The following is a 24,600-nucleotide window of genomic DNA, read 5'->3' on the forward strand; positions in this document are numbered from 1 at the left end:
TTAGATAGCTAGAAAATTTGAATTGTTGGAGCGCAAGCAAGAACAGTTCAACTTTCTAGTTATCGTAATAAGGTATCTAACTCTGAATACATAGGGGTTAGAAGCGAACCTGGGGAACTGAAACATCTAAGTACCCAGAGGAAAGGACATCAAACGAGACTCCGCTAGTAGTGGCGAGCGAACGCGGACCAGGCCAGTGGCTTATGTGATTAAAGTGGAACAATCTGGAAAGGTTGGCTAGAGTGGGTGATAGCCCCGTACACGCAACATGAACATAAGTCCTTGAGTAGGGCGGGACACGTGAAATCCTGTCTGAACATGGGTAGACCACTATCCAAGCCTAAGTACTCGTGCATGACCGATAGCGAACCAGTACCGTGAGGGAAAGGTGAAAAGCACCCCGACGAGGGGAGTGAAATAGTACCTGAAACCGAATGCCTACAAACAGTTGGAGCCCAAGATTCGTTCTGGGTGACAGCGTACCTTTTGTATAATGGGTCAGCGACTTAGTGTAACGAGCAAGCTTAAGCCGGTAGGTGTAGGCGTAGCGAAAGCGAGTCTGAATAGGGCGTTGAGTTCGTTGCATTAGACCCGAAACCAAGTGATCTAGCCATGAGCAGGTTGAAGGTACGGTAACACGTACTGGAGGACCGAACCCATATCTGTTGCAATAGATCGGGATGACTTGTGGCTAGGGGTGAAAGGCCAATCAAACTTGGAGATAGCTGGTTCTCCGCGAAATCTATTTAGGTAGAGCGTCCAGCGAATACCCCCGGGGGTAGAGCACTGAATGGGCTATGGGGACTCACCGTCTTACTGATCCTAATCAAACTCCGAATACCGGGGAGTACTACTGGGCAGACACACGGCGGGTGCTAACGTCCGTCGTGAAGAGGGCAACAACCCTGACCACCATCTAAGGTCCCTAAGTTATGGCTAAGTGGGAAAGGATGTGAGGATCCCAAAACAACCAGGATGTTGGCTTAGAAGCAGCCATCATTTAAAGAAAGCGTAACAGCTCACTGGTCTAAATAAGGGTCTTTGCGCCGAAAATGTACCGGGGCTAAAGCCATACACCGAAGCTGTGGATGCACGTATGTGCGTGGTAGCGGAGCGTTCCGTAAGCCTGTGAAGGGACAGTCGTGAGACATCCTGGAGGTATCGGAAGTGAGAATGCTGACATGAGTAACGATAAAGGGAGTGAGAGACTCCCTCGCCGAAAGTCCAAGGGTTCCTGCTTAAAGTTAATCTGAGCAGGGTTAGCCGGCCCCTAAGGCGAGGCCGAAAGGCGTAGTCGATGGGAACCACGTTAATATTCGTGGGCCTGCAGGTAGTGACGGATTGCGTGTGTTGTCAGGTCTTATTGGATTGATCTGGCAGCGAAGCGGTTCCAGGAAATAGCTCCTGCATATAGACCGTACCCTAAACCGACACTGGTGGACTGGTAGAGAATACCAAGGCGCTTGAGAGAACTGCGTTGAAGGAACTCGGCAAAATGCACGCGTAACTTCGGAAGAAGCGTGACCCTTCTTTAGGCAACTATTGGAGGGTGGCACAGACCAGGGGGTAGCGACTGTTTACCAAAAACACAGGGCTCTGCGAAGTCGCAAGACGACGTATAGGGTCTGACGCCTGCCCGGTGCTGGAAGGTTAAGAGGAGATGTGCAAGCATTGAATTGAAGCCCCAGTAAACGGCGGCCGTAACTATAACGGTCCTAAGGTAGCGAAATTCCTTGTCGGGTAAGTTCCGACCTGCACGAATGGCGTAACGACTTCCCCGCTGTCTCCAACGCAGACTCAGTGAAATTGAATTCCCCGTGAAGATGCGGGGTTCCTGCGGTTAGACGGAAAGACCCCGTGCACCTTTACTATAGCTTTACACTGGCATTCGTGTCGACATGTGTAGGATAGGTGGTAGACTTTGAAGCCGTGGCGCCAGCCATGGTGGAGTCATCCTTGAAATACCACCCTTATCTATATGGATGTCTAACTGCGGCCCGTTATCCGGGTCCAGGACCGTGTATGGTGGGTAGTTTGACTGGGGCGGTCGCCTCCTAAAGAGTAACGGAGGCGCGCGATGGTAGGCTCAGAACGGTCGGAAATCGTTCGTCGAGTGCAATGGCATAAGCCTGCCTGACTGCAAGACTGACAAGTCGAGCAGAGACGAAAGTCGGTCATAGTGATCCGGTGGTCCCGCGTGGAAGGGCCATCGCTCAACGGATAAAAGGTACGCCGGGGATAACAGGCTGATGACCCCCAAGAGTCCATATCGACGGGGTTGTTTGGCACCTCGATGTCGACTCATCGCATCCTGGGGCTGGAGCAGGTCCCAAGGGTATGGCTGTTCGCCATTTAAAGCGGTACGTGAGTTGGGTTCAGAACGTCGTGAGACAGTTCGGTCCCTATCTGCCGTGGGTGTAGGAATATTGATAGGATCTGTCCCTAGTACGAGAGGACCGGGATGGACGTATCTCTGGTGGACCTGTTGTCGTGCCAACGGCATAGCAGGGTAGCTATATACGGACTAGATAACCGCTGAAGGCATCTAAGCGGGAAACTAACCTAAAAACGAGTATTCCCTATCAGAGCCGTGGAAGACTACCACGTTGATAGGCCGGGTGTGGAAGTGCGGCAACGCATGTAGCTTACCGGTACTAATAGCTCGATCGACTTGATCATTCTCATTTACAATATCCATCGAACAAAGTTCGATGAAAACTTTGCCCCTCACGCCTTATTCACTTCGTGAATGGCTCCGGGAGGGCGCCGGGCAACCGGCGGCACACAGTCGTGTGCTTATTGTTTATCAGCGCCTGAAAACAACTCAATATCAGCACGAAAGACAACAGCTTCTCATATTTGTGTTCTTCGCCGACCTGGTGGTTATGGCGGAGCGGCTGCACCCGATCCCATTCCGAACTCGGCCGTGAAACGCTCCAGCGCCAATGGTACTTTGTCTTAAGACACGGGAGAGTAGGTCGCTGCCAGGTCTGCTAAGCACACAAATAATCCCATCTTCTCAAAACAATACAAAACAGACATTCAACGCAATAAGCGCGAAAAATACCGAATATATGACTGCGTGAGAGTGGCTCGGAGCAGCCCGTTCGGTCTAAAATCGATAATCAATCGATTTTTAAACGACCTCACCTCATCAGGCCCATGCCTTGAAAAAAGGCGCCTGACTTCGCTCCCGGGCCGCAATGGTTCGTAACTCATAACGCGGGGTGGAGCAGCCCGGTAGCTCGTCAGGCTCATAACCTGAAGGCCGCAGGTTCAAATCCTGCCCCCGCAACCACTGATAACGACAAACCCGTAGCATCCGCTGCGGGTTTTGTTGTTTTAGCAGACTTTCCAATGGCTTGACGCTCCGTCCAATTGAGAACTGTGCCCAGTTCACCGTGCAGCGTTGCGTAAATCTCGCCACGTTCCGGCCCCGGCGTCAGCAAAATCTTTTCGATCAGGCCACGCAATGTCTCCGCCGCTTCCTGCCGCTCTTCCTTGCGATTGAGCGCTTTGGTGAGGGCAGAAACCTTCTTCGCATAAATCGCCGAGGCGTTCGGCAGAATGTCCGGTGTGTCCTCTGGCGCGTCGGCCAGCAGGCTGTTCAGTTCGGTTTTGCGCGCTTCCAGCGTGTCCATCTCTGCCTTCATGCTCTCGTGAAACATGCCAGCCTTGATCGCCTCGATGATGCCGCGGATCTGCTTCTCGATCTTTACCAGTTCAGCCAGTGAGTTGTCCTCCCAAACTCTCTATGAGAGAATCAATATTTTTAGAATTATTGGTAATACGTCGCCAAAGCCAGGTCATAAGGCAGCACATAATAGCCCAAGCGACAATCACATCTGAAGGAAAATGCGCTCCGAACATCACGCGATTAAAGGATGCAAAAATTAAAATAGGTGTAAGAATGCAAAGGCCAATCCATCGCCACTTTATTGGCAATATTATTATCAGCGATAGGGTAGCAGCCGCTGTCGCTGCTTCGCCCGATGGAAATGAACAATTTCTAGCGCATTGAGCAGCATATTGCCAAACGGGCGTGAAGTCTGCTGTTCCGCCAAATTCAAGCAGGCCGCGAGGCCGAACTCGACCTATAAAACTCTTGAGTAGCTGTACAGTTAAAAAAGGCCCAAACAGGAAGGTCAGTATAACGAATAATGCCTTATGAGGCCGAACAAAATTAAATTTCTGTGGTTTTACAGCATACAAAGCAATGAATACAATCATTATGGTAATCAGATAAATCACCAACCTTCGATTAGCATCACGTATAGCCAACAATATCCAGTTTTCTGACAACGGGAAATTATGCCCATTGGCGAAAATTCGAATAATAGCTAGATCCAAATTCGGAAATATAATGAAGAGAAAGCTGGAAGCTAAAAGAGCAATAAGAGCAAGATTGGCCTGAAGGGTGAGCCGTGCATCGTTGTTGTCGTTCAGATTTGACTGTTGAACACGGCTGAAGGACGATATTTGCATTTGAGTGCCTTTTGTTTCAGTTGGCACAACGTTCTAATTTTTAATGTCAAGATTTGATGGAGAGACAGTGTGACGTTTGTCAAATTGCAGGTGCAAGTTTAGCTCCATCAATGCGGGAGATTGCACTCGATTTTTTCTATTGTAAAAGTCCGTTTGAAATTAAATGGGGTTACGACCCCGATGCCTTTATTTGGAGTCCAAATTGGAAAATAGCCTCATTCTAATCGTTGAAGATGAGCCCAAGATTGCAGAGATTTTGAACGCTTATTTAGAGCGAGAGGGCTTTCGTACAATTTGTGCAGGGGATGGTGAAACAGCGCTTCAACATCATAACTCGCTCTCACCTGATCTTGTACTACTTGATGCAAGACTACCGAAGCTGGACGGCTTTACCGTTCTCGCCAGATTGAGACAAATATCGAATACGCCTGTAATAATGTTAACTGCATTGACAGAGGACTTGGACAGACTAAGCGGTTTACGTCTGGGAGCCGATGATTATATCTCCAAGCCATTTAATCCTCTGGAAGTTGTCGCCCGCGTAAAAGCTGTGCTTCGTCGTTTCAAAGGATCGCAAACAGTTGAAATCCTCCGTGTTGGCAACGTTGAGATCGACTTTAAAGCATATTCTGTTTTTGTTCATCAAGACGAACAACGCGTGTTGCTTCCGTTAACTCTGAGCGAGTTTCGGATCCTTGCTTACATGATCAGACGACCAACACATGCTTATGAACGCAGTGACATTCTTGATGCCTGCTTGCCCGAAAGTGACGCTCTATACCGTACAGTTGATACTCATATATCAAATCTTAGGCGCAAATTCGAAAAGCAAGAACAATTTGGTTTTTTTACCGCGGTTAGGGGCATAGGCTATCGCTTCTGCGATCCAAAATGAGAGTTCCTGTTCTTTCACTTGCCACACAGGTTGCGATTATCATCGCTGTAATGTTGCTACTAAGCGTCGGATTAGCTTTCCTCGGCGTGAATTGGTATTCTTCTTATCTTGAAGATGCTCTGCTAAAGACGCTACCCGCAGATGCCGCGAAGGCTTACAATGATATAAATGCGGGTATCCTTCCTGAAACCGCTGGATTGAAAGCTCTTCTTGAGCAATTCAGTAGTTTTTCAGAGCTGTTTGATTCGAACATTTATTTATCAGTTTTAGTTTCGGGTTTATTATCAGCGCTTCTTTGCAGTACAATTGGGATTTATTTAACACGAAGAATTACGCAGCCACTAGAACGTCTCACCAAGACGGCAGAAGCCCTAAGGTCAGGAGATTTCTCAATTCAAAAAGTGGGTCCTCATCATGGCCCATTAGAGGTCTTGAGCCTGGTTGATAGTTTTAACGACTTGGTGAGTAGCCTGCAACAAATGGAAAATAGGTTAAGTTTTAATAATATGGCAGTAGCTCATGAATTGCGTACACCTCTCACAATTTTACGTGGGTCAATGCAAGGAATGATAGACGGTGTATTCCCAATGGAAAAGAAGGCTCTGGGCAGTCTTGTTCTTCAAATAGACGGACTTTCACGGATCGTCGAAGATCTTCGTACGCTATCGCTTGCAATTGGCCAGAAGCTTGTGATGCATTGCCAAATGACGGATCTATCGGAGCTGATTAAAGATGTATTGATCTCAACTAAGCCAATATTGAATGACAGCGATATAAAAGTCGAATTGGATCTGGAGCCCATTCAAGCCTTCGTTGATGCTCAAAGAATGAGACAAGCCTTTCTTGCAATTATCGAAAATACCTGTCGATATGCTGGGCAAGGAACCACGTTACGGTTTTCCATAGTTGATATTTCGGATGATTTATTGGCAGTCCAAATAGGTGATAACGGATCCGGATTCCCTAGCGACATGCGTCTTACTGAGATCACGCCGTTTTGGCGCGGAGAAGAATCAAGATCACGGGTTACAGGAGGAACCGGACTAGGGCTCTCCGTTGTTCAAGCGATCGTCGTGGCTCATGGTGGACGACTCGAATTAAGCAACAAGTTATCGGGCGGAGCGTTGTGTTCAATGAGACTCCCAAAGAAGACCTGCCCTGAACGTTTTTCTTAATCACTTTTTAGTTTTAAGCTCCTCTTTTCAAAAAATTCCGTTTCGAAAAGACCCTGAGTATCGATCAGCGGTAATAGGGCCATGAAGCTGAAAGCATGGAGAGTTGGTACCATGACATCTTTTATTCTTGCCTACTGATCAAGCTACTTACTTTACCCTGACGATCAAGAGACCATAGAAACGCCGTCGATTTCGACCATGATCGGACAAGAAAATTGAATCTCCACTCTTCACGCGAATAGCTTGGGAAACATTCGGCGAACATCTTTGCGGCTTTCACACTCATGTTCGCGCGATCTGATGCATAAATCTTTGAGTTTAGGTTTCGATTACCGCGAGCGGAATGACCGCGCTGACACAATGAGTCCCGCGGTCATATCCGAAAAAACTCCGCTTAAGATATGCTATTTGGACTTTCTTTGATCCAAATCATTATGTCGAGAAGTCTCGAAATCTGGTGCCGGCCAAATAACTTACTTCTTTCATTGGTCTATTTACGCAATTTCTACTCATCGGATTTTCGCTGAAATTGTCCGTTCAACACAATTGACGCAACAAGGCCAATGACCAGCCCCCAGAATGCTCCGCCAATACCGAGCAAACTGATATTCGCAGCGGATGCCAGAAAAGTAATAAGCGATGCTTCTCGCGAACGAGCATCTGCCATCGCACCAGCAAGGCTTCCGCCAATGGCGCCAAGCAGAGCAAGCCCCGCAAGTGTTGTAATAAACGTTGCGGGGAATGCCATAAACACAGCTGCGAGCGTTACTCCAAACACTCCGACCAGAATATAAAAACAGCCCGCAGCGATACCGGCAATCCAGCGTTTCGACGGATCTTCGTGTGCTTCCCGTCCGGTGGCGATGGCAGCAGTAATAGCTGCAATGTTGAAGGCGTGGGAGCCAAACGGCGCCATGATGAGCGACCCCAGGCCCGTTACCGTTACGATGGGGTTGGCACTTGTCTGAAACCCATCATTGCGCAGCACCAACATGCCGGGCATATATTGACCTGTTAAGGTGATAAGGAACAACGGCAGTGCGATACTGAGCGTGGCGTTCAGGCTAAACTCTGGCATGGTAAAAACCGGAGCAGCCAGTTTCAATTCCAGATCGGACAGATCAACACGACCCTGCATCAGCAGGAGAAAAAGCCCAATCAACAAGATGCCAATGACTGCATATCGTGCGGAAACACGCTTTAAAACGACATAGGCAGCGATCAGCGTACCCACCAAAATGGGATCAACACTCACACTGCTGAATGCGCCTATCCCAAGTTGCAATAATATGCCTGCAAGCAACCCCGAAGCTATGCCGGGTGGTATCAACCGGATAACTTTTTCAAAACATCCAGTCAGACCAAGCAGAACGAAGGCAATAGCTGAGATCATGTAAGCCCCAATCGCTTCCGCATAGGATGTTGTGGCGAGGGCAGTAACAAGGAACGCTGCAGCTGGTGTGGACCATGCTGTGATGATTGGTTCACGATAACGCCAGCTCAGCAGTAAACCAGAAAACCCGACGCCGATCGAAATCGACCAAACCCAGGATGCGGTCAATTCGGGGCTAAGATTGGCAACACGAGCCGCCTGAAAAACGAGAATGAACGTACCGCCATAATTGACGATGACTGAAATCAAACCTGCAACAACAGGGTGGATTATATCATTTATTCGAGTAAGCGTGCGTGAAGAGGTACGGGGCATGTTCGGGCTTCTCCGGAAAAGCATATTTATGCAACTGACAGCCTTGACTTTTAGACGCTCAATGGCCTGATATGCCCTACCAATTATCAAACGAGATACCATCCAATTGTTCAAGCACTCGCAACTCGAATCCGTAAAGGCATGGCTTAGTCACCCAGCGCACTCAGCCATGCCACTTCACGCGCGTATTCAACGCGCGATCCGGCAATTAATCGTGGATGGTGCACTCAGTCGCGGCAAACCACTTCCAGCCTCACGTGCACTCTCACAATCACTGGGTGTTTCTCGCGATACGGTCGAAGCCGCTTATGCGCAGCTTCATGCGGAAGGTTTCATTGAACGTCGCGTCGGCAGCGGAAGTTTCGTCTCACAAATTGCAGAGCTTTCTGTCGGTCGTCGACTAACGAAACGCTCTCCCAAACCAAAAGATCAATCGCCAGAACTCAGCAAGCGTGGCAGCGCGATGTTCCAAAGCGGTGGCGTGCGTGAGAGTTTGACCCCACGCCCATTCGCGCCCGGTATTCCCGACACAAGAAACTTCCCGCTCGCACTTTGGGAGCGCTTACAAAGACAAGTTCTCAAAGAGATCGGACAGCAAACGCTTTTGCATGGAGACCCGCAAGGGGTCGAACCGTTGCGACAAGCGATAGCAGACTATATAAATCTCGAACGTGGCGCACGCGCCAGTGCGGATCGCGTGCTAATCCTCACATCCTCGCAACAGGCCCTTACATTGTGCGCGAATGTGCTGTTTGATCCGGGTGAGCGCATCTATATCGAAGACCCCGCTTATTATGGAGCCCGCAAAGCATTTAATGCTGCTGGGTTGAATTGCGTGCCCGTTGCGCTGGATCAACAAGGCATAAATATCGAGCCCATCATCAGTGATCCCAATCCAGCACGCGCTGTCTTCCTCACACCCTCACATCAATTCCCAACGGGTGCTACCTTGGCCTTGGACCGCCGGCTTGCATTGATCGAATGGGCGAAGCGTCATCGCCGCTGGATAATAGAGGATGACTACGATAGTGAGTTTCATTATGCGGGCAGACCCACAGCCTGCATGCAAGGCCTCGATCAGTATGACAGAACCATATATATTGGGACTTTTACCAAATCACTCTTTCCGGGATTACGAATAGGTTATGTCGTATTGCCCGAACAGCTGGTCAAACCAATGACCACCGCCCGCACGCTTCTCGATGGGCATACCGCATCCATTCCACAATATACGCTTGCCCGCTTTATAGAAGGCGGACATTTCGGAGCCTATATTCGCACCATGCGCGGTATCTATGCGCAGCGCCTTGAATTACTGACTAGGTTGGTTCGCAAACATCTTGCAGATTTTATTGAGCCACGCGTGCCCGTGGGGGGCTTGCAAATGCCATGCCTATTAACATGCGACATCTCCGAGCAAGTGGTTTTGGAAGCGGCTCGTCGTTCTCAAATTGAGCTGTTAGGGCTATCAGCACTCCATGCCACAGGTGAAGGCGAAGCTGGGTTTCTGCTCGGCTTCGCGGCCTATACACCGATAGAACTTGAGATCGCGGTCAGGAAGCTTGAAAAGATATTCCACACACTCAAAGTCGGTCCATCAGCGAAATGTAGTTAAACCCAAAAAGCTTTAGCCCACAAAAGCTTTGGCTATGTGTAAAAGCCTGCAGCGTGTTCACGCCGCAGGCTGCAAAATCATCCAAATGAACGCTCGTACGTGACCCAGTTGGCTGCTTTTGCAACGTCGTCATAAAGACGACGCGCAGTTAGATTGTCCTGCGCAGTCACCCAACTCAGCATTGTCCAGCCGCGCATGCTTGCAATATCGCTAAGCGCCCCAATAAGCATACGCCCAACACCGCGGCTGCGGTGAGATGGATCGACAAAAAGGTCATCAAGAAACCCAGCATATTGGCCTTGCAAAGGCCTTGGTTGAGGCCAGAAGTGGGCAAAACCGATGATGCTTTCGCCGGATTGAGCCACCAGCCCTTCCAATGGATGCGTTGCATCTTGCAACCAGGCCCATGTGCGATCCAGTATATTGTCATTCATGGGTACCTTGTAGAAAGCGGCATAGGCTCGATAGAGTTTTTTCCAGTGTGTTTTATCCGCTGGTCCCATAGCACGGATTTTAATTTCCCCCGAAAATCGCGCATCACTATCGTTGAATGTTGGTTTGGTCATTGGCAAGTCTCCCTTCTTCGCGCGGAAATTTCTCCACGAGTTGACGAAGCCTTTAGCCAATATTGGATGGATAGTTTCCCTCCAATAAAGCCGATAACACCAGACCAATTTTACTATTATTGCAATTTTTTATAAGCGGCGCCTCACGAAATCGCCAAATTCTGACAGCCTCAAACCCGTTTGAGGAGAAAAATTGGTCTGAGCCAGTGACCGCAATTGGATGGTTCCAAACAAACATCAGAATGATAACAACTCGCGCATTATTTGGCTGAAAATATCCGAAACTTACGGATAAACTGCGAAAAGAGTATATCTTGAAGAAACTGTTTTGTGTGGCATTGGTTGGTATTTTCTGTTCGTCTGCGCCTGTTGCAGCACTTGCCCAGAACTTAGGTCTTGCTGAGCGTCGCGCCATTGCCGCCTATTCAACGGATATCTGGCCGAAATACGAGTTAGAAATTCAGGATCTTGCCGGATTTCCGGTTGCCATCGATCTCGATACCCAAAGCTTAGCCTTACCTGGCCTTGCAGATTCATATGCAAGCGATGACTATCTGCGTAAGCCAATCATTGATCCGATACTACAGGCAATTGGAACAATCACAGTAACTGAAATTGGTAGAACCGCTCTCAAAGACGGACTTAAGACAATCGTTATCCACTATGATGAAACGAGCGCACCATCGAGCAATTACAAAGATGGTGTCAACATGGAGGATGGTGTTTTGACTATAAATTGGAAGCCTTATACCAATGTCGATGATGTTGAGGCTCGCGCATTGGCACTATTAAGTGTAATTGAACCAGCAATATAAATATAACCCAAGCTTAGGTGATCTGAATTGGCGCGCACAACCGTATTTCTGGCAATCCCCGCATTAACAATTCTATTGTTATCCTCCGTATCGGCTGTGTCTCAAACCAGCGCGGACGAAGCCTATTTGGAACGACAAAATGATCAGGGCATTGTCGCATATTGCATCGCACAGGGTTTTCTGGAGCCCGATTCCGAAGAGTTTTTCCACGTTGGAACAGTCGCAATTTTTGGCGAAGTTGCCCCCTCGCCTGAAGCTGAGCTTCATATCCAAAAGGGTCGTGATGGTATTTCCTATCTTCAGGGGGACGAACAGTCCCTCGAAGACCTGGCTGAGGCAAACGATGTCGATGTGAAAGCAGTTTGTGAGCAGTACAAATCACAAATCACGCTTGGCCGCATGATGGCGAAAAACAAAGCCGGTCAGTAATGTTCGCTGCTTAGAAAACGCAACTTCCGAAACCTGGAGTCACCATTCTCATGCGCCATAAATCCTTGGCCGTCTTACTTTCTTTACCGCTGATCATAACTTCATCTTTGGCACTGGCAGATGATACCCAACTTCTGTTTAATTCGTCACGTAATCAGCTTGGCCTGATAAAATTTTGCGCCGCAGAAGGCCATATCTCAAACGATGTCATCGGTGCTTATGCAAAGATGATAGCGATGCTCCCTACCCCTGATGATACCGCACAAGGCGATCAATATGAAAGCGCTGGCGAACAGGGTTACAGCTTCGACGGCGAGAACCGAACATCAATGCAAGACATTGCCGATGGAACTGGTACATCAATTGCCGATCATTGTGCTCAGTTTGCTGCTTTGAAAAATCAGTAAGCACAAATCGCTTGGCAGAGATTAGACAGGTGTCGTTAATACAGAACAGCCACTCGTCGTTGATAGAAAAAATGGGCCTCGCCTAAATGTTCGGCCCCAGCATGTGATGGATCGAATTGAGTGTGAAACGTTCCGGTTGATTCGTCCATTGTTTGCAGATGTCCGCCTCGAGGAGGCTTTAGCCTTCGTCCGCATTTGTAGACTGCGATAGAGTCTTACACTTGGGAGCGCAACTGCGCGTGATCGTCGAAGTATAAGCGTTTGACGGCTGCATCTTTGAGTGTCCAGTTCATGCGCTCGACCTGACCGTTGGTCCAGGGATGATGAGGCTTATTCAGTCTATATTCAATATCAAGGTTAGCGCGGGCCAGTCCGAATGAATGGCAGAGGAACCTCACCTTTTCAGCTAACATTGCCTTGATTTCCGCCGGCGTCCATCCATCGCCGCCGGGATCGGTAAAATGGCTGCCGTTATCGGTGAGGATGTTATGAATCTTGTAGGGAAACGCTGCGACGAGTGTGCGCTGGAAACAACGATCCAGCGATAAGCTTGTCAGGTGCGGTGTGGTTGGCTGCAAAGCATAGAGACAATCATCAAGCGGCAGAAGCGTGTGTTTGCGAAAGGCAAAAACAGCTGCCTTTTCTTCAACCGACGGAACCGTTGAACGCCGTTCCTTTGGTCTGGTAGGAAAATACACAACGAAATTGGGTTTACGCCACTTCGCAACTGTCGTGTGATTGATGCCGTAACGCTTCGAGAGCTCTCTCAGGGCCTCTTTACTATTTCGTATTGTCCGACGGATAGCCTCAGTTGTCGTGGCGCTGCCGTGTAGAAGACGCCCCATAATGCATCCCTCCAAGTCGAAGAAAGTATCGCACCATCAAAACTTGGGATCAAACATCTACAATGCGGATTTCAGTCAGGTGATTTCCCGCCACATGTTTGTGGCGGCCTGCCGTAATTCAAGGTGATCGGTGGCGTTGAATTGGTTTCGGGGGGAAGTAATATAGGTTGTAGAACGGATCATGTATCGACGTAAACCGTTGCACATGTCGCGCTGATTTAAAGCGCTTTATAACACGCTCGCGTCGTCGGATCGGTTGATGTGAATTCTCTGCCCGATTGCTCAAACCTTTATGCTGGCGATGATCGCAAACACCAAGGCCTATTGCTCGCCTAGAAGCGTCCTATGATCTTAGTCTATCAGTGACTATAATCCGTGGTGCACAAGCCTGAGCATAGAGCAGCTTGCGCATGAAACGCTTGGCTGCCTTGGTATCGCGGCGTTTCTGAATAGGGACATTCAGCACAGAACCATCCTGAACAACCGCTCGCCAAAGAATGTGATGCTCACTTTTGATGGATATCACACATTTATCCAGATGCCATTTATCGCCAAGGCGCGGCGTGCGGCGTTGGATATTTTTGGCAAAGGTCCGTCCGAACTTCTCAGCCCATTCGTACACTGCCTTAGGCCAGAGGAAGCAGAACGCCGTAATTTTCGCATGTCAAAAGACAACTGACAATTTGCCGAATGTAAGTTGTTCGTGACAATGTTCTAGCTTTGCTGATAAGGTTTGCGGATAAGATGCAACCGTAACTGTCCGGGTGCCTACGCGGACAGAAAATATCCCACTTCGTCCATAATGATGAAGTCAAGTATTGAGATAAAGTCGGTGAATTGCTCCTCCCTATGTCTCTTCTACGAACATAATATATGCACGTCGAAGCCATTGACCCTCTCAAAAGCTCTAAGCGGACAAACGAAGTTTAATTTCTGCGTTGAGAAGTATATTTTTCTCAGTGTTGTTATTCAAATTTTCGTCCGTGTCACCAAGCTTTTTGAAAAGCAATTCGATCGCCAGACGTCCTATTTCATTATAGTCCTGTGCAACAGTTGTGAGTGGCGGGCAAGTATACTCAGATAACGGATTGTTGTCGTGCCCAGCGACACGAATATCGCAATCATTCAGCCTGCCTATCTTCAGGCCAGCTTGCCAGAGAGCTGACGTCACTCCAAATGCAATCCGATCATTGGCGCACAGGATTGTGCTGGTTGGAAAACGCCCCTTTTCCCTTAAAATGCGCGAAGCCTGATCAAAAGCATATTGCTCGAAATCCCAGCTACGGCTTTGTTCAAGCTCGACAATCCTCGGCTCAAAGCCGAGTTTTCCCATAGCAGTAGAATAGGCTTCTCGCCGCTTTGTTGCGTTATTATTGACGCCCGGCATAGAAAAATAACACGGCTCGCTACCAGAGCGACAAAGATAATCAACAATCAGATGAAATGACTTTGAATTGTCAGTACCAACAAAAGGAGAGCTGCTGTCGAGGGGAGAGTCAACGTAAACAATCGGCACATCCTCAGCGAGACGTGCGAGTGCAGAATGCTGTGATTGCTCGCCAAGCGGTGCAATAATTGCCCCGGCCACGTTGAGGGATCGCAATGTCTCAATGGCTTCTTTTTCAAGCTCTGGTTTGCCATCAGACGAAAGCACGATGGCAAAATAGCCATGACGTTGTGCGAGTGTCTGCAAACGCTTCGTCATAGCCATGTAGAAGTGATCAAGCTGGTTGGGAATGATAATTCCCAAAATTGTCGTGCGTCGTCTATTTAAGTTTATAGCGAAAAGATTTGGTCTGAATCCAGACTTCTCAATAGCCGCTTCAATCAGTGTTCTAGTTTTCAGGCGGACCGAGCCCGGATCACTAAAATACTTTGAAACCGTCGGACGGGACAGCCCTACGAACTCAGAGAACTCCTCCATGGTGCGAATGTTTTTGCGCACGTCTTTTGTTTTGTCCGTCATATCCGACCCTGCGCACATCAGCTTATTGCAGAGTTTTAAGACTGCATTTTGCCAGATCGCACGTTATTAGACCCCTCCATTCATGAGTTATATCGGCGAATACAACACATAAAGGTTAGCGGAATCAATTTATTACTGTCAAATATCTTGCGCTAATCCTCCTGCTTGCAAGATGAATTCAAAGTGTCAAAGGCTGATTGAAACGTCAAGCAAACAAATGATTTAAAAGGGTCAGATGCAGTATTTTTACAAATGTGCTAGAATGAAATTGGGACGATTTTGGCGAAATTATAGATGAGTAGGATAAAGAAATCGTCCGAGTTGTGATATATTTAAAGGCTGATAAACAATTTGAAAACCGTGCTTGACAAGCCACGGAACTCCGCGCGATAAATTTTACACATGTAAGAAATTTGCTATGCATTCGTAAAGGAGGAGACGAGATGCGAACCAAATCTTATATTGCCGGGCTTATTGCATCGGTTGCAGGTGGCGTAATCATGGCAAACACAGCCTCGGCCGAAGAATTGACCATCGCAACAGTCAACAATGCCGACATGATCATCATGCAGAAGCTTTCGTCGGAATGGGAAAAGGAGACCGGCAACAAGCTCAACTGGGTGGTTCTGGAAGAGAATGTTCTGCGCCAGCGCGTGACCACCGATATTGCTACCAAAAGTGGTCAGTTCGATATTATGACCATCGGCGGCTACGAAGCGCCTATCTGGGGTAAAGCAGGATGGCTGCTTGAAGTTGATGATCTCGGTGACGATTACGACTACAATGATTTGATCGAACCGGTTCGCGCTGGTCTGACGGTTGATGAGAAGCTCTACGCAGTGCCTTTCTATGCCGAGAGCTCGTTCACGCTTTATCGCAAAGATTTGTTTGACGCTGCTGGCCTCACAATGCCGGATCAGCCGACTTATGAGCAGATCAAGGAGTTCGCGACTAAACTTACCGACAAATCGAAAGAGCAATATGGTCTTTGTCTGCGTGGAAAGCCAGGCTGGGGCGAGAATATGGCTTATCTCGGAACGCTCGTAAACACGTACGGCGGTCGTTGGTTTGATGAAGAATGGAAGCCTCAAATTAATTCCGACGAATGGAAAAAGGCGATTAACTTCTACGTCGATCTGATGAAAGAAGCTGGACCTCCCGGAATTACTTCAAACGGTTTCAACGAAAATCAGGCACTTTTTTCGACTGGCCATTGCGCCATGTGGATCGATGCTACATCCGCAGCAGGCCGCATTTATGATCCAAACCAGAGTCAGGTTGCCGATAAAGTCGCTTTCACAAAGGCACCTGTTGAAGTGACGCCAAACGGCTCGTCATGGGCTTGGTCGTGGAATCTCGCAATTCCTGCATCGACAAACAAGGCAGAAGCCGCAAAGTCGTTCCTGAAGTGGGCCACGTCAAAGGGTTATGTTGATCTGGTCGGAGAGAAGGAAGGCTGGGTTGCTGTTCCTCCGGGTACGCGTCAGTCGACCTATGCCAACGAGAACTACAAAAAAGCAGCTCCTTTCGCTGAGACGGTTCTCACGGCTATTGAGTCTGCCGATCCGACGAAACCGACAAAGGATCCGGTTCCTTACACAGGTATCCAGTTCGTAGCGATCCCTGAATTCCAGGCTATTGGTACGATTGTCGGTCAGGCCATTTCGTCGGCTGTTGCTGGTCAACAGAGTGTTGACGCAGCGCTTGATGGTGCACAGCGTCAGGCAGAGCAAATTATGACACAGGCCGGTTACATCAAGTAAACGGATATATGCCGATGATCTGCTGCCTGATAGCAATAGCGGGCAGCAGATTAAATTTTCGCAAGCTTCTTATTGGAGTGAGGGTCGAGCGAAAAGGGAGGGGCATTTATGCCATCTAATACAGCTGCTGCAGCCAGCACAAAATCTCGTTTTGCATCCAGATCGCCCCGCAGCATCCGCACGGGGCCTCTGCTTGCACCAGCCGTTATTGTGTTACTGCTTTGGATGATCGTTCCACTGGCGATGACGCTGTGGTTCTCTTTCCAATATTATAATCTCATCAATCCTTTTGTGACCGGCTTTGCCGGTGTTTCGAATTACTCATTCCTTCTTTCCGACCCTGGCTTGTGGTCGGCAATCGCCAAAACGTTGATTCTGCTCGGATCTGTCTTGGCTATATCCATCATATTCGGCGTGCTCTTTGCCGTAATTTTCGATCAGGATTTCTTCGGCAAAAATGTTGCACGCCTTCTGGTTATTGCACCATTCTTCGTTATGCCGACCGTGTCGGCATTGATTTGGAAGAATCTGCTGATGCATCCGGTCAATGGCTTTTTCGCCTTCGTATCGCGCAGCTTTGGTCTCCCGGTTATCGACTGGTTTTCGCAGTTCCCCATGGCCTCGGTCATTATGATTGTGTCCTGGCAATGGGTGCCTTTTGCAACGCTTATTCTGATGACTGCCATGCAATCGCTTGACCGTGAGCAAATGGAAGCGGCACGTCTTGATGGCGCGAAAGGGCCGGCGATGTTTTATTATATCATTCTGCCGCATCTTCTGCGACCGATCTCGGTCGTGATCATGATCGAAACGATTTTTCTTCTGGCGATTTTCGCTGAAATTCTCGTCACCACCTCGGGCGGTCCGGGTATTGCGACCACGACGCTGACCTACTTCATCTATCTTAAAGCGCTTCTGCAATGGGATATTGGCAGTGCATCGGCTGCGGGCGTTATTGCTATCGTTCTTGCCAATATTGTCGCCTTTTTCCTCATCCGTACTGTTGCGCGAAATCTGGATAATTAGGAGGCTGAGATGGCTAACAAACGTATATTCAACAAAGCCACAGTCTCCGCCGGTATTATCGGCTGGGCTGTTGCGCTGCTCATGTTCTTTCCAATCCTCTGGATGTTGCTGGCAGCGTTCAAAACCGAGATTGATGCAGTGGCGCCGCCTAAGCTGTTCTTCTCGCCAACGCTTGAAAATTTCGAGGCGGTTAATCAGCGTGCAGACTATTTCCGCTATGCCATGAACAGCGTCGTTGAAAGCCTTGGCGCCACTATTCTCTCGTTGATAATCGCCGTACCGGCAGCTTATGCGGCGGCATTCTTCCCCGGCAAGCGCACCAAAGATCTATTGCTCTGGATGCTTTCGACCAAGATGCTCCCGGCCGTTGGCGTACTTGTTCCGATTTATCTTATCGCGCGCGATACCGGACTTCTGGATTCACGCACCGGGCTCATCCTCATTTTCACACTGTCCAATCTGCCGATAGTTGTGTGGATGCTTTATTCTTTCTTCAAGGAAGTGCCGCATGAAATTCTTGAGGCAAGTCGCATGGATGGTGCAAAGGTGGGCCAGCAGATCCGGTATCTGCTTCTGCCACTCAGCCTGCCCGGGATCGCGTCGACAGCACTACTTTCGATAATCCTGTGCTGGAATGAAGCTTTCTGGAGCCTCAACCTGACCGCCTCGAAGGCTGCTCCACTAACCGCCTTCATAGCATCGTTCTCTTCTCCTGAAGGTCTGTTCTGGGCAAAACTTTCGGCTGCATCCACGCTCGCCATCGCTCCAATCCTTGTGTTTGGTTGGATGACCCAGCGCCAGCTGGTGCGCGGCCTTACCTTCGGCGCAGTGAAATAAAGGGACCACAATGGCTACGCTTTCTTTTCATAACGCAACCAAATCATACGGTAACGTCAATGTCATTCAGGGCGTGGATCTGAATATCGAAGACCGTGAATTTGTTGTCTTTGTCGGCCCGTCAGGATCGGGAAAATCTACGCTCCTGCGCATGATCGCAGGGCTGGAAGAAATTACTGGCGGCGATCTTACAATTGACGGTCAGCAATGCAATGACGTGCCGCCTGATGAACGCGGTCTGGCAATGGTCTTCCAGACCTATGCTCTCTATCCGCATATGAATGTGCGGGACAATATGGGTTTCGCACTCAAACTCGCACGCGTGCCGAAAGCTGAACGTGACCGTAAGGTCGAAGAGGTCGCCAAGACACTCCAGCTTGATAAGCTTCTTGATCGCAAGCCGCGTCAGCTTTCTGGTGGTCAGCGTCAGCGCGTCGCTATTGGCCGTGCTATGGTGCGAGAACCGAAAATCTTCCTGTTCGATGAACCCCTCTCCAACCTCGATGCAGCATTGCGCGTGCAAATGCGTATTGAACTTGCGCGTCTTCATGATCGTTTGAATGCGACCATGATCTATGTGACCCATGATCAGGTTGAAGCAATGACGCTTGCCGATAAGATTGTCGTGCTTCGTGATGGCAGAGTGGAACAGATGGGATCCCCCCTGGAGCTCTACCACCACCCTATCAATCGCTTTGTTGCTGGCTTTATTGGTTCGCCGACGATGAATTTCATTGATGTTCAGGTCAATGCTATAAGCGACGATGGTGTCACAGTCGAACTGAGCAACGCTAAAAGCGTAATCGTTCCAGTGAAAGCTGAAGGCATCGATGTGGGAGCCTCACTGGTGCTCGGCGTTCGTCCTGAGCATCTTCATCCGGCAAACGATGGCATTCTGGACGGTGAGATCATGGTGGTTGAGCGCCTCGGCGGAGAAACCTATCTCTATGTCCAGAATTTAGCAGCCAAAGATCTGATCGTCGCTGAAGCCGGAGGCAGCAGCACGGCCCGTGCACATGAGACCGCCAATCTCGGTTTCAATCCTGCCGACGCGCACCTCTTCCAATCCGACGGTCTGGCGCTTGAGCGCCATGAACGTCACCCGCTTCTGCTTTCGGACAAGAAAACGCACCGTTGATTTTATTGAAATAGCTCTCCCGGAGAATACCTCATGAGACTGAAAGACAAGGTTGCCCTCATCACTGGTGCTGCTCGCGGTATCGGGCTTGGTTTTGCAGAAGCCTATGCGCGCGAAGGTGCAAAAGTCATCATCGCCGACATCAACATCGAACGCGCAGAGGAAGCGGCGCGCGGCCTTGGCAGTGCAGTGAAAGCGGTCAGGCTAGATGTGACGAACCTTGCAGAGATTGAAAAGGTCGTAGCCGAGATCGACAAGGAATATGACGGCATAGATATTCTGGTCAACAATGCAGCAATTTTTGATATGGCACCAATCAATGCCATTTCTGAAGACAGCTATGAACGTGTTCTTGGGATCAACCTCAAAGGCCCGCTTTTCATGATGAAAGCGGTGTCGAATGTCATGATCGAGCGCGGTCGTGGTGGCAAGATCATTAACATGGCTAGTCAGGCAGGCCGTCGCGGTGAGGCGCTTGTTACGCTTTATTGCCTGTCAAAGGCAGCAATTATTTCTGCCACGCAGTCAGCAGCGCTGGCGCTCGTCAAACACAATATTCAAGTCAATGCTATTGCGCCCGGCGTCGTGGACGGCGAGCATTGGGATGTGGTCGATGCCAATTTTGCCGAATGGGAAGGCTTAAAGCCCGGCGAAAAGAAAGCTTCCGTTGCGAAGTCCGTGCCGATTGGCCGCTTCGCCAACCCGGAAGACCTGACGGGCATGGCGATTTTCCTAGCTTCCTCCGAAAGCGATTACATCCTCGCCCAGACATTTGGTGTCGATGGCGGCAACTGGATGGCCTGAGCTAATTTTAGGTGCAAAGATGAAAGGCATTTATTTTACAGGGCATGGTGTTGCAGAACTCGCCGAGCTCCCCGATCCTAAGCTCAAACCTGGCCATGCCTTGATTGACGTTAAGGCTTCAGGCCTCTGCCACACGGATATTGACGTGCTGCATGGACGTTACGGCTCAAGCGCATTTCCACTAATCCCGGGTCATGAATATGCCGGTGTCGTGATCGCGGTCGCGGAAGACGTTACCAATGTTAAGCCCGGCGACCGGGTAGCCGTCGACCCCAATATTCCCTGCGGCCACTGTCGCGCCTGTCTGAAAGGTCTGAGTAATCTCTGCGCGGACCTCAAAGCCTATGGCGTAACGCATAATGGCGGCTTTGCTAATAAAAGCCTTGTCAATGCGCAGCATCTTCACCCGATTGGCAACCTGCCTTTCGATGTGGCGGCACTTGCAGAACCGCTGGCCTGCGTCCTCAATGGTCTTGGCGTGGCAGAATTGAAAACAGGCCCGCAAGGATCTCAAACCGCACTGGTGTTTGGTGCAGGCCCTATCGGACTCTTGCTTGCGCTGTCCCTCAAAGCGCAAGGCGTCGAAAAAGTCACTGTTGCCGACATCAACGAACACCGTCTGGCTTTTACCGAAAGCCTCGGCCTTGAGTCGGTTGTTTCCGGCTCTGAAGAGCTTGATGCACGAAAGAAGAGCTTTGATTTTGTGGCTGACGCTACGGGCATCGCGAAAGTCGCAGAAGGTATGGTCAGCTTTACAGCAGATGGCGGCACAGTGCTGGTGTTCGGTGTCTGCGCACCCGATGCGCGTATTTCGGTTGCGCCATTTGAAATCTTCCGCCGCCAGATCCGTATCGCTGGTTCGCATTCGCTTATTCGCAATATCCCGCAAGCGCTCGAAATTTTGCATAACGACAAGGGCGAAATGGCACGCATTGTTTCGCATCGCATACCCATTGAGGAAATGCTGCCTTTCTTCACAAAGCAGGGCACAGATCCTGCCACATTGAAAGTTCAGTTCGTTCCGGCTTGATTTCAGGAGGAAGTTTTCATGACCAAACTTATGCGCGCCACTTTGGCAGGCTTCAAAAAGGTTCAAAAACCGGCCTACGATTTTACGGCATTAAAGCCCGGAATCGTGCATTTTGGCATCGGTAACTTCCATCGTGCGCATCAGGCTGTTTATCTTGATGACCTGTTTGGTCTGGGGCTTGATCACGACTGGGCTTTGGTCGGCGCAGGCGTACGTGCGAGCGATGACGCCATGCGCGACACGCTGAAAGCTCAGGATTGGCTGACAACAGTTGTCGAACAGGAAGCTGATTATTCCAGCGCGCGTATTACGGCATCGATGATCGATTACGTGACTATATCGACGGATGAGGGCCGGAAGGCCTTGCTGACCTATCTTACATCACCGGATATCCGCATTGTTTCAATGACGATTACTGAAGGCGGTTATTACATCAATCCGGCAAGCCAGCATTTTGATCCTGCGCATCCGGATATTGTCTATGACAGCGTTCATCCCGACAAGCCGAATACTGTCTTCGGCCTTATCGTGCAGGCGCTGAAACTACGCAAGCAAGCCGAAGTTGAGCCATTCACGATCATGTCCTGCGATAATATTCCCGGCAATGGCCATGTTTCCGAAGATGCTGTCGTTGGTCTCGCGAAGCTTAGTGATCCGAAATTTGCTGATTGGATTGCCGCCAATGTTGCGTTTCCCAATTCAATGGTTGATCGCATCACACCGGCGACCGGTGCGCGCGAACGCGATATTGCGCTTAAGGAGTTTGAAGTTGAAGATGGTTGGCCGGTCTTCTGTGAGGGTTTCAAACAGTGGGTGGTCGAAGATAAATTCCCGACCGGGCGCCCACGGCTGCAAAAAGTCGGTGTGACCTTCTCCGATCAGGTCGACGCCTATGAACTAATGAAAATCCGTATCCTCAACGGCGGACATGCGGCCATTGCCTATCCGGGAGGACTTCTCGACATCCATTTTGTTCATGAAGCAATGGAACATCCCCTGATCCGTCAATATCTGGAAAAGCTCACCAAGGAAGAAATCATTCCAGAAGTGCCACCCGTTCCAAATACGGTTCTGGAAGACTATCGCCTGCTTATCGACAAGCGTTTTGCCAATCCAAAGATCGGCGACACAATCCGCCGCCTGTGCCTTGACGGTTCCAACCGTCAGCCGAAGTTTATTCTGCCCACCGTTTCAGATCGCCTTGCCAAAGGGCGTTCGGTCACCGGCCTCGCACTGGTGTCCGCTCTCTGGTGCCGCTACTGCTATGGAACAACGGATAGCGGTGCAGTTATAGAACCCAATGATCCGTCGTGGGATCGCCTGTTAAAACAGGCATCACTTGCCAAAGACGAACCGAAACGCTGGCTCGAAATGACCGATATCTTCGGAGCGTTGGCCACCAATCAAGCCTATATCGAGGCGTTCTCGGCGGCACTCAAACGTATCTGGCAGGATGGAACGGCCAGAACACTTGAGCGCTATCTGGCGAATGAAGCACTCTGAACTCAGCCAGCCGATCACTACACAATAGCAAGCTAAAGCAGCATTTAAATGACTTTGGAACTGGCAACGGACGTAATGGGTCCTAGAGTATGTGTGGGAGAAATTCTCGTTGAAATCGTTGCCACAACTATTGGCGACAGCTTTCGCGCGGCGCAGCCGCTCATCGAACAGTTTCCGGGTGGCGCGCCTGCTATCCTCATTTTTCAGTATGGAAAACTTGGCGGAAAAACGGCTATCCAAATCGATTCCGATTATCCTACGGGCAGCGCATTTGTACGATATCGAAAAGATGGCTCGCGTGACTTTGTATTTAACGTTACACAATCCGCGGCAGTCCGCTTTTGGACTTCCCCTTCAAAAGTGTAGGGCTTTTGTTAGATACAACTGACAGGAGACCTAGAATTGAAGCAGCGAGAATTTACAGAAGAGTTTAAACGCGAAGCCGTTCGGATTTTAACAACGAGCGGTCGAAGCATTTCATCGGTTGCCGATGACCTAGGAATTGGCAAGTCAACACTTGACCGCTGGCGTCGCAATTTTGCTGAGAAGGATCTGCTTTCTGGTCCGCATGAGGACATGAGCGAGGAACTTGCCCGGCTTCGTAAGGAAAATGAACTCCTGCGACAGGAACGTGACCTACTAAAAAAAGCGACGGCCTTCTTCGCTCGGGAGACAAGTCGATGAAGTTTGCGTTCATCGACACGGAGAAGGCTCATATATCTCTGTCACGGCTGTGCGCTTTCGCAGGCGTCAGTATCAGCGGTTATTATGCATGGAAGCATCGTTTGCCCAGTCGTCAGCTCGACGATATGATCATCCTGGCGCATATTCGCAATCAGTTTGAACTGTCACGTGAAACTTATGGCAGCCCTCGAATGCATGTCGAACTGAACGAAGAAGGTATTCGAGCAGGACGTCACCGCACGGCGCGACTGATGCGTGAAAACGGCCTTAAAGCCCGGCAGAAAACGCGGTTCAAACGCACGACCGACAGCAATCATGGTGAGCCCGTCGCTCCCAATCTTCTGGATCAGGACTTTACCTGTGATGGACCGGATCAGAAATGGGGTGTCGATATCAGTTACATATGGACGGCAGAAGGCTGGCTATATCTGGCAATTGTTGTCGATCTTTATTCGCGTCGCATCATCGGGTGGGAAGCGCGCGATCGGATGAAGAAGGATCTGGCGATCAGTGCTTTGAAGAAAGCCATTGCAATCCGTCAACCAAAGCCCGGGCTGATCCAGCATTCAGACAGAGGAAGCCAATATGCCAGCTATGACTACCGTAGGCTTCTCAAGGCGCATGATATCCTTCCATCCATGAGCGGAAAAGGAAACTGCTATGACAATGCAATGGTGGAAACCGTCTTCAAAACGATCAAATCGGAACTGATCTGGAGAACCGTGTTCCAGACTAGAAATGACGCAATCAAAGCCATTGGAGAATATATTGATGGCTTCTACAATCCTGTGCGCAGACATTCTGCACTCGGGTATAAATCGCCGATCCAGTTCGAGATGATAAACCGTAAATTAGTGACAGAACCTCTCCACTAAATAAGGGCAAGTCCAGTGGATTTTTATCCCTAAA

The 24,600-nt window shown here is 49.5% G+C and carries 19 protein-coding genes, 1 tRNA gene, 2 rRNA genes and 3 pseudogenes (1 of these 25 only partly in view); 19 read left to right on the plus strand and 6 right to left on the minus strand.

The annotated features are described in order from the left end of the window. The 4 genes from RI570_RS13120 to RI570_RS13135 form a co-directional block, all read left to right on the plus strand. Window positions 1–2,679: ribosomal RNA gene (locus tag RI570_RS13120) — 23S ribosomal RNA — on the plus strand; it begins 133 nt to the left of the window's first position. Between the two features lie 196 nt (window positions 2,680–2,875). Beyond that, a 5S ribosomal RNA gene (gene rrf, locus RI570_RS13125) occupies window positions 2,876–2,990 on the plus strand. A 231-nt stretch (window positions 2,991–3,221) separates the two neighbouring features. Then, window positions 3,222–3,298, plus strand: a tRNA-Met gene (locus tag RI570_RS13130). 64 nt (window positions 3,299–3,362) lie between these two features. Further along, window positions 3,363–3,734, plus strand: coding sequence for a hypothetical protein (locus tag RI570_RS13135; protein WP_313829001.1), 372 nt, complete (start codon window positions 3,363–3,365; stop codon window positions 3,732–3,734). Here RI570_RS13135 and RI570_RS13140 read toward each other — a convergent pair. Further along, a complete protein-coding gene (locus tag RI570_RS13140; RefSeq protein WP_313829002.1) occupies window positions 3,724–4,512 on the minus strand; it encodes a phosphatase PAP2 family protein in 789 nt (262 codons plus the stop codon). The genes RI570_RS13135 and RI570_RS13140 overlap by 11 nt on opposite strands. 175 nt (window positions 4,513–4,687) lie before the next feature. Here RI570_RS13140 and RI570_RS13145 point away from each other — a divergent pair, with 175 nt between their 5' ends. Both RI570_RS13145 and RI570_RS13150 read left to right on the plus strand, forming a co-directional pair. Next, a complete protein-coding gene (locus RI570_RS13145) occupies window positions 4,688–5,380 on the plus strand; it encodes a response regulator (RefSeq protein ID WP_313829003.1) in 693 nt (230 codons plus the stop codon). Further along, a complete protein-coding gene (locus tag RI570_RS13150) occupies window positions 5,377–6,555 on the plus strand; it encodes a HAMP domain-containing sensor histidine kinase (protein WP_313829005.1) in 1,179 nt (392 codons plus the stop codon). The genes RI570_RS13145 and RI570_RS13150 overlap by 4 nt, the downstream gene beginning before the upstream one ends. 505 nt (window positions 6,556–7,060) lie before the next feature. Here the strand turns inward: RI570_RS13150 and RI570_RS13155 are convergent. Beyond that, window positions 7,061–8,263: a benzoate/H(+) symporter BenE family transporter gene (locus tag RI570_RS13155; protein WP_313829006.1), complete on the minus strand. Its 1,203-nt coding sequence runs from the start codon at window positions 8,261–8,263 to the stop codon at window positions 7,061–7,063. A gap of 106 nt (window positions 8,264–8,369) precedes the next feature. Here RI570_RS13155 and RI570_RS13160 point away from each other — a divergent pair, with 106 nt between their 5' ends. Beyond that, window positions 8,370–9,878 carry a PLP-dependent aminotransferase family protein gene (locus RI570_RS13160; RefSeq protein ID WP_313829007.1) on the plus strand — a complete coding sequence of 503 codons (1,509 nt, stop codon included), beginning with the start codon at window positions 8,370–8,372 and terminating at the stop codon, window positions 9,876–9,878. A gap of 77 nt (window positions 9,879–9,955) precedes the next feature. Here RI570_RS13160 and RI570_RS13165 read toward each other — a convergent pair whose 3' ends face one another. Continuing rightward, window positions 9,956–10,444, minus strand: a complete 489-nt coding sequence (locus RI570_RS13165; RefSeq protein ID WP_313829008.1) for a GNAT family N-acetyltransferase — start codon at window positions 10,442–10,444, stop codon at window positions 9,956–9,958. Between the two features lie 314 nt (window positions 10,445–10,758). Here RI570_RS13165 and RI570_RS13170 point away from each other — a divergent pair, with 314 nt between their 5' ends. The 3 genes from RI570_RS13170 to RI570_RS13180 are packed head-to-tail and all read left to right on the plus strand — an operon-like array spanning window position 10,759 to window position 12,095. Beyond that, window positions 10,759–11,259: a hypothetical protein gene (locus RI570_RS13170; protein ID WP_313829010.1), complete on the plus strand. Its 501-nt coding sequence runs from the start codon at window positions 10,759–10,761 to the stop codon at window positions 11,257–11,259. Between the two features lie 27 nt (window positions 11,260–11,286). Then, complete coding sequence (locus RI570_RS13175) at window positions 11,287–11,688, plus strand: hypothetical protein (RefSeq protein WP_313829012.1); 402 nt, start codon at window positions 11,287–11,289, stop codon at window positions 11,686–11,688. A gap of 50 nt (window positions 11,689–11,738) precedes the next feature. After that, window positions 11,739–12,095: a hypothetical protein gene (locus tag RI570_RS13180; RefSeq protein WP_313829013.1), complete on the plus strand. Its 357-nt coding sequence runs from the start codon at window positions 11,739–11,741 to the stop codon at window positions 12,093–12,095. Window positions 12,096–12,177: 82 nt separating this feature from the next. Here the strand turns inward: RI570_RS13180 and RI570_RS13185 are convergent. From RI570_RS13185 to RI570_RS13195, 3 genes and pseudogenes are all read right to left on the minus strand, one after another. Then, window positions 12,178–12,940, minus strand: a pseudogene (locus RI570_RS13185) (integrase core domain-containing protein). Window positions 12,941–13,015: 75 nt separating this feature from the next. Further along, window positions 13,016–13,568, minus strand: a pseudogene (locus RI570_RS13190) (IS6 family transposase); the annotation flags it as partial. Between the two features lie 279 nt (window positions 13,569–13,847). Continuing rightward, window positions 13,848–14,864 (minus strand): LacI family DNA-binding transcriptional regulator, encoded by a 1,017-nt coding sequence (locus RI570_RS13195; protein ID WP_313830035.1) that lies wholly within the window; start codon window positions 14,862–14,864, stop codon window positions 13,848–13,850. 485 nt (window positions 14,865–15,349) lie between these two features. On the opposite strand from RI570_RS13195, the gene RI570_RS13200 reads away from it, so the two are divergent. The 9 genes and pseudogenes from RI570_RS13200 to RI570_RS13240 all read left to right on the plus strand — a co-directional run bounded on the left by RI570_RS13200 (window position 15,350) and on the right by RI570_RS13240 (window position 24,566). Continuing rightward, the gene (locus RI570_RS13200; protein WP_313829014.1) at window positions 15,350–16,669 is read left to right on the plus strand and encodes a sugar ABC transporter substrate-binding protein; all 1,320 of its coding nucleotides are present in this window, start codon (window positions 15,350–15,352) and stop codon (window positions 16,667–16,669) included. Between the two features lie 108 nt (window positions 16,670–16,777). Further along, window positions 16,778–17,695, plus strand: coding sequence for a sugar ABC transporter permease (locus RI570_RS13205; protein WP_313829015.1), 918 nt, complete (start codon window positions 16,778–16,780; stop codon window positions 17,693–17,695). Between the two features lie 9 nt (window positions 17,696–17,704). Further along, complete coding sequence (locus RI570_RS13210; RefSeq protein WP_313829017.1) at window positions 17,705–18,532, plus strand: carbohydrate ABC transporter permease; 828 nt, start codon at window positions 17,705–17,707, stop codon at window positions 18,530–18,532. A 10-nt stretch (window positions 18,533–18,542) separates the two neighbouring features. After that, a complete protein-coding gene (locus tag RI570_RS13215) occupies window positions 18,543–19,670 on the plus strand; it encodes a sn-glycerol-3-phosphate ABC transporter ATP-binding protein UgpC (RefSeq protein WP_313829019.1) in 1,128 nt (375 codons plus the stop codon). Window positions 19,671–19,703: 33 nt separating this feature from the next. Beyond that, window positions 19,704–20,474 carry an L-iditol 2-dehydrogenase gene (locus tag RI570_RS13220; RefSeq protein WP_313829021.1) on the plus strand — a complete coding sequence of 257 codons (771 nt, stop codon included), beginning with the start codon at window positions 19,704–19,706 and terminating at the stop codon, window positions 20,472–20,474. A gap of 19 nt (window positions 20,475–20,493) precedes the next feature. Next, window positions 20,494–21,504, plus strand: a complete 1,011-nt coding sequence (locus RI570_RS13225) for a zinc-dependent alcohol dehydrogenase family protein (protein WP_313829023.1) — start codon at window positions 20,494–20,496, stop codon at window positions 21,502–21,504. An 18-nt stretch (window positions 21,505–21,522) separates the two neighbouring features. Then, window positions 21,523–23,007 (plus strand): mannitol dehydrogenase family protein, encoded by a 1,485-nt coding sequence (locus tag RI570_RS13230; protein WP_313829024.1) that lies wholly within the window; start codon window positions 21,523–21,525, stop codon window positions 23,005–23,007. A gap of 48 nt (window positions 23,008–23,055) precedes the next feature. Further along, window positions 23,056–23,349: pseudogene (locus tag RI570_RS13235) on the plus strand (sugar kinase); the annotation flags it as partial. A 60-nt stretch (window positions 23,350–23,409) separates the two neighbouring features. After that, window positions 23,410–24,566 (plus strand): IS3 family transposase gene (locus RI570_RS13240; protein WP_409558671.1). Its coding sequence is split into 2 segments (ribosomal slippage): window positions 23,410–23,671 and window positions 23,671–24,566, totalling 1,158 coding nucleotides; the frame shifts between segments, so codons are not numbered across the junction. Window positions 24,567–24,600 lie beyond the last annotated feature (34 nt).

This window comes from Brucella pseudogrignonensis, assembly GCF_032190615.1.
Lineage (GTDB): Bacteria > Pseudomonadota > Alphaproteobacteria > Rhizobiales > Rhizobiaceae > Brucella > Brucella pseudogrignonensis_B.

Coding starts and splice junctions, on each gene's coding strand:
- RI570_RS13150 (WP_313829005.1), top strand. CDS start 5,377: ATGAGAGTTCCTGTTCTTTCACTTGCCACACAGGTTGCGATTATCATC.
- RI570_RS13155 (WP_313829006.1), bottom strand. CDS start 8,263: ATGCCCCGTACCTCTTCACGCACGCTTACTCGAATAAATGATATAATC.
- RI570_RS13165 (WP_313829008.1), bottom strand. CDS start 10,444: ATGACCAAACCAACATTCAACGATAGTGATGCGCGATTTTCGGGGGAA.
- RI570_RS13180 (WP_313829013.1), top strand. CDS start 11,739: ATGCGCCATAAATCCTTGGCCGTCTTACTTTCTTTACCGCTGATCATA.
- RI570_RS13195 (WP_313830035.1), bottom strand. CDS start 14,864: ATGGAGGAGTTCTCTGAGTTCGTAGGGCTGTCCCGTCCGACGGTTTCA.
- RI570_RS13200 (WP_313829014.1), top strand. CDS start 15,350: ATGCGAACCAAATCTTATATTGCCGGGCTTATTGCATCGGTTGCAGGT.
- RI570_RS13205 (WP_313829015.1), top strand. CDS start 16,778: ATGCCATCTAATACAGCTGCTGCAGCCAGCACAAAATCTCGTTTTGCA.
- RI570_RS13210 (WP_313829017.1), top strand. CDS start 17,705: ATGGCTAACAAACGTATATTCAACAAAGCCACAGTCTCCGCCGGTATT.
- RI570_RS13215 (WP_313829019.1), top strand. CDS start 18,543: ATGGCTACGCTTTCTTTTCATAACGCAACCAAATCATACGGTAACGTC.
- RI570_RS13220 (WP_313829021.1), top strand. CDS start 19,704: ATGAGACTGAAAGACAAGGTTGCCCTCATCACTGGTGCTGCTCGCGGT.
- RI570_RS13225 (WP_313829023.1), top strand. CDS start 20,494: ATGAAAGGCATTTATTTTACAGGGCATGGTGTTGCAGAACTCGCCGAG.
- RI570_RS13230 (WP_313829024.1), top strand. CDS start 21,523: ATGACCAAACTTATGCGCGCCACTTTGGCAGGCTTCAAAAAGGTTCAA.